Below are 5300 nucleotides of genomic sequence, written 5' to 3'. Positions count from 1 at the left end.
CGTGAGATCGGTAAGTTAATGGGGATTAATATAAAGTAATATACTTATTATTAAAAATAAGCTATCTAATTATGGTAGCTTATTTTTGTGCTATAATTAAATTAAATTAAGTAAAACTTTAACTTAAGGGGAGATAAAATGGGGATTTATTTAGATAATGCAGCAACATCATATCCAAAACCAGAAGCTGTAGCTAAATCTGTATATGATTTTATGATAAATAATGGTACAAGTTCAGGTAGAGGTTCATATAAAATGGCTATGAAATCAGACTTTTTAGTATATGAAACACGAAAATTAATAGGGGATTTATTTAACTTTAAAAATTATAAAAATATAATATTCACATCAAATGTAACAGAATCTATAAATTTAGCATTAAGAGGAATACTTAAAGAAAATGATCACGTGGTTACAAGTAGCTTAGAACATAATGCAGTATGGAGATGCTTAAAAACTTTAGAAAAAGAAATAAATATATCTATAACTAAAGTAAGCGCAGATGAATATGGATATACAAATCCAATTGATGTTAAAAATAGTATACAGAAAAATACAAAGCTTATAGTATTTAATCACGCTTCAAATGTATTAGGAACTATACAGCCAATCAAAGAAATTGGTGAAATAGCAAAAGAAAATAACATATTATTTTTAGTTGATGCAGCTCAAAGTGCAGGGGTTTTAAATATAGATATAAATGAAAATAATATAGATTTATTAGCATTTACAGGTCATAAAAGTTTATTTGGGCCTATGGGAACTGGTGGACTTATAGTAAATTGTGACTATGATATAAAACCACTTAAAGCAGGTGGAACAGGTGGCGATTCAAAATATGAATACCAACCAGACTATTATCCAAATAAATTAGAAAGTGGAACTTTAAATGTAAGTGGTATAGTAGGATTAAGAGAGGCTATAAAGTTTATAAATAATGAGACAATAGATAAAATATATGAAAAAGAAAAACTATTAGTAGCTTATGCACTTAAAAAGTTAAAAGAAGTAAAAAATATTAAAATTTATGGTCCMAAAAATGAAAATGATATTGTAGGAGTTATATCTTTTAATATAGAAAACATTAGTGCAGAAGAAGTAGTTTATAATCTTGATATGAACTATGACATAATGGCAAGAGCAGGACTTCATTGCTCACCAAATGCACATGAGTTGATAGGTACTAAAGATATAGGAACTGTAAGAATTGGGATAGGCTATTTTAATGAGTTTGAAGATATAGATAAATTAGTTTTTGCATTAAATGATATGCAAAATTATTAAGGGGGAAGTATTTTGTATTTAGAAAGTATTGAGTTAAGCTTTATTCAACCATGTACAACAGACTCAAAAAGAATAAGGATAATGTCTAACTTAAATAAGAATATAAGTGATATATTTCCTTATTTAAACTCTTATATAAAAACAGGAATATATAATAAAAAGGCAAATACTTTTGTATTCAATAAGGAACATATAATTATAACTATGTTTGAAGAAAGTATAAATGTTGCAAAACTGTTGAATGAAACAGAAGCATTTGAAATTTTAGATTATTTAAAAGATTTAATAAATGATGTAGATAAAAATAGAGATAAAATAACTCCTAATTATGAAATTAGAAAGATTCCAAGTCCCATAGAGATTTATAAATATTTACCGAAATTAAATTGCAAGAAATGTGGATATGAAACTTGCTTAGCTTTTGCAACGAAATTTGTGAAATGTGAGACTAGTATAAATAAATGTATTCACTTAAAAGAAGAAGGAAATGAAAAAAACTTAGAAAAGTTAAAAACTTATGAAGAACTTGGAATTAATGTTATAGCTTAAGAATATTAAAAAAATCTAGATTGTAGGGGCGAAAATAAGTGATTTRTAGGGGCGAAAATAAGTGATTTAGCATATAATAAATAGAATTTATAATATGCTAAAATGGGGGAGATATATATTAACACTTTAAGCCTTTGTATGATTGTTAAAAATGAAGAGGACGTAATTGGACGTTGTTTAGAATGTGTAAGTGACATATTTGATGAAATAATAATTGTTGATACAGGTTCAAATGATAACACAAAGGAAATTGTAAAAAAATACACGAAAAATGTATATTATTTTAAATGGATAGATGATTTTGCAGCTGCAAGAAATTATTCATTTTCAAAAGCTACAAAAGATTATATTATGTGGTTAGATGCAGATGATATAATTTTAGATAAAGATAAAGAAAAAATAAAAGAATTAAAAATGAATATGGATAAGTCTATAGATATGGTTATGATGAAATATAACACAAATTTTGATAGTGAGGGGAATCCTACATTTTCATATTATAGAGAGCGTATCTTAAAAAGAAGTAAAAAATTTAGATGGGTAGGAGAGATACATGAGGTAATACCTCATAAAGGAAATATAATATATTCTGATGCTGCAATATCTCATAAAAAGTTAAAGTGTAATGATCCTAAAAGAAACTTAAGAATATTTGAAAATATGATAACTAATGGAAAAGAATTAGATCCTAGACAACAATTTTACTATGCTAGAGAACTTTATTACAACAAAAGATATGAAGATGCAATAAATACTTTTAATAACTTCTTAGATTCTGGTAAAGGATGGGTAGAAAACTGTATAAATGCATGTCAGGATTTATCATACTGCTATTATGCTATTGGTGATAGTAAGAAAGCAATTAATGCTTGTTTTAGAAGTTTTGAATTTGATGAACCAAGGGCTGAAATATGTTGTGATATAGGTAAATATTTTTTAAATATAGAAAAATACAATCAAGCTATATTTTGGTATGAATTAGCATTAACAAGAAAAATGAATGAATCCTCAGGTGGATTTATATTATTAGATTGTTATAATTTTATTCCATATATACAACTTTGTTTATGTTATTTTAGGATTGGAGATATAAAAAAATCAAAAGAATACAATGATAAAGCAGCATCTATAAAACCAAATGATCCTTCGGTTATATATAATAATAATTATTTTGCTAGTATAGAAAAATAGCTAATAGGATTAAGATTTTTGCTTAATCCTATTAGCTATTTTTTAGTTAAGTATATAAAGTGTCTGTAAAACCGACAGGGTCAAATTAAGCTAAAACTTCACTTTGTTTATCATTAACCATGTTCTTAATCCATTTGAAAGATTTAAATCTTCTCATCATAAGAATAACTTTGACTATTTCTTCAATAGTAGCAAACATAACTACAAAATATACAGGTAGTTTAAGTATAAAAGCAGCAAAGAAAGCTAGAGGTATTCCTATTAACCATAAAGTCATTCCTTGTAGTATAGAACCATAAGTAGCATCTCCACCACCTCTTAATATACCAACTATCATAACTGCATTATAAACTTTAAATACCATAACAAGTGAATAAATATATAAGATATACTCTGCAGATATTTTAACTTCATACGATACATTAAAGAATGAAACTATAGGTTTGGCTAAAAATGCAAGTACAATTGCTAATAATATAGATATTTTAAGTGATAGAGAAGAAATTTTCTTAGAAGCAGATATAGCTTCATCTTCTCTGTTTGCGCCTATTTCATTACCGATTATAACAACAGCAGCATTAGCAAGACCAAATGTAACAATCATAAATAAATTCATTATAGTAGAACATATTTGAATAGATGCAGCAGCACTAGTACCTATTCTTGCATATATTGCAGTGTAAGTGATATTACCTAATGCCCAACAAGCTTCATTTGCAAGTATAGGTAAAGTTACTTTATTAAGTGTTATAGATAGTGATTTAGGTAATTCTAACATATCTTTAAATTTTAATTTTAATATATTAACTTTAGTATAAACTGCACCAACAACTATTATAAATTCTACTATTCTAGCTATTAAAGTAGCAAGAGCAGCTCCTTTTATACCCATCTTAGGTGCTCCTAGTAAACCAAATATTAATACTACATTTAAAACAGCATTAACTATAAGTCCTATAAAACTTCCCCACATAGGAAGACTAGTATTACCTATACTTCTAAGCCCAGAAGCAAAGGTAAATGTAATTGAAGTAAATAAATAACTTACTACAACTATTTTTAAATAATCAACACCTATTTTAACAACAGTAGGATCATTATTAAATACAGCCATTATTTTATCGGGCATTATAAGTCCTAAAATTATAAATATAAAAGTTAAAACTAAGCTATAAAATAAAGATCTAGATAAAGTTCTTTTTATATTAACCGTATCTTTTTTACCCCATAGTTGAGCTATTAATACTCCAGAACCTATTGCAATAGCATTAGTAAGAAGAGAGTATAAGAAATAATATTGGTTTGCTATACCAACTGATGCAAGTTCTAATTCTCCAACCTTACCTATCATCATAGTGTCAAGCATATTAAGTGATGATGTTATTAAGTTTTGGATTACTATAGGCAAAGCTATTATAAATAATCGCCTGTAAAAATTCTTGTCTTTTTTGTACTTTGATAATGTGTTACTTATCATTGTATACCTCCTTAGGAAAATGTTTCTATTGTAATAAAAAACACCCACTTGTAGGTTTTTTAAGTGGGTGTTCAACACTGGTATAAGAAATACTTATACAGAAATATTTAATTTAAAATTACAATTTATAAAAATAAATATTGATAAAACCTATAATATTATATTATCAATATTTAGATAAGTCAATAAATAAATACTATAATTATCTGAAAATATACTTAAATATATAATCAAATTATGATTTATATTTAAAAAACTGTAATTATAAAANNNCTTACTATGGCAGCTGAAATAGTAAAAGATATATTAAATATAAATTCTTAGAATAAATTTTGCAGATGATATATTAATTTAGGCAAATGGATTTTAAAATTAAATATTACTTATAAATATGATATAATTTAAGTAAAGAGAGACTTAATTGTAACTAGTGGGGGATTGTAATATGTTTTTAGAGAGTAAAAAAGATTTATATGAAAATAATGAGGTAGATGCAATAGAAATTTATAAATGTTTACCTAAATTAAATTGTAAAGAATGTGGATATCAGAGTTGTTTATCTTTTGCAACTATGCTATTAATAGGTGATGCTAATATAAATAGATGTACACATATTCATGAAAATAAGTATAATTTACATAAAGTTAAAAGTTATATAAAGGTGTCTTAAGATTTTTAGTATAAACTTATATAATTTTAATGGTATAGGAGCGTATGCTCCTATTTTTTATTTAAAATTTGAAACTTGATATAATATTTATACTAAATTTTTAGATATAAATAAATAAAAAAATAAATA

5 protein-coding genes are annotated in these 5300 nt (G+C 25.4%); 4 read left to right on the top strand and 1 reads right to left on the bottom strand.

Going from position 1 to position 5300, the window contains the following annotated elements:
* The first annotated feature begins 138 nt into the window (after nt 1–138).
* The 3 genes from G3997_RS05865 (at nt 139) to G3997_RS05855 (ending at nt 3024) form a co-directional block, all read left to right on the top strand.
* Nucleotides 139–1284 (top strand): aminotransferase class V-fold PLP-dependent enzyme, encoded by a 1146-nt coding sequence (locus tag G3997_RS05865; protein ID WP_296644328.1) that lies wholly within the window; start codon nt 139–141, stop codon nt 1282–1284.
* A 12-nt stretch (nt 1285–1296) separates the two neighbouring features.
* Nucleotides 1297–1833: a (Fe-S)-binding protein gene (locus G3997_RS05860; RefSeq protein WP_296644325.1), complete on the top strand. Its 537-nt coding sequence runs from the start codon at nt 1297–1299 to the stop codon at nt 1831–1833.
* A gap of 138 nt (nt 1834–1971) precedes the next feature.
* A complete protein-coding gene (locus G3997_RS05855; RefSeq protein WP_330616106.1) occupies nt 1972–3024 on the top strand; it encodes a glycosyltransferase family 2 protein in 1053 nt (350 codons plus the stop codon).
* 85 nt (nt 3025–3109) lie between these two features.
* Here the strand turns inward: G3997_RS05855 and G3997_RS05850 are convergent, their stop codons facing one another.
* On the bottom strand, nt 3110–4501 hold the full coding sequence (locus tag G3997_RS05850) for an MATE family efflux transporter (protein WP_296644322.1): 1392 nt from the start codon (nt 4499–4501) through the stop codon (nt 3110–3112).
* Nucleotides 4502–4946: 445 nt separating this feature from the next.
* On the opposite strand from G3997_RS05850, the gene G3997_RS05845 reads away from it, so the two are divergent.
* Nucleotides 4947–5171, top strand: coding sequence for a (Fe-S)-binding protein (locus tag G3997_RS05845; protein ID WP_296644318.1), 225 nt, complete (start codon nt 4947–4949; stop codon nt 5169–5171).
* Nucleotides 5172–5300 lie beyond the last annotated feature (129 nt).

The organism is Romboutsia sp. 13368 (assembly GCF_018336475.1).
Classification (GTDB): Bacteria; Bacillota; Clostridia; order Peptostreptococcales; family Peptostreptococcaceae; genus Romboutsia.
Note: the sequence above shows the minus strand (reverse complement) of the source record. Positions and strands in the feature narration are given on the sequence as shown.

What these genes read in the sequence shown, in the direction of transcription:
- G3997_RS05855 (WP_330616106.1), top strand. Translation starts at nt 1,972, where the DNA reads ATGATTGTTAAAAATGAAGAGGACGTAATTGGACGTTGTTTAGAATGT.
- G3997_RS05850 (WP_296644322.1), bottom strand. Translation starts at nt 4,501, where the DNA reads ATGATAAGTAACACATTATCAAAGTACAAAAAAGACAAGAATTTTTAC.
- G3997_RS05845 (WP_296644318.1), top strand. Translation starts at nt 4,947, where the DNA reads ATGTTTTTAGAGAGTAAAAAAGATTTATATGAAAATAATGAGGTAGAT.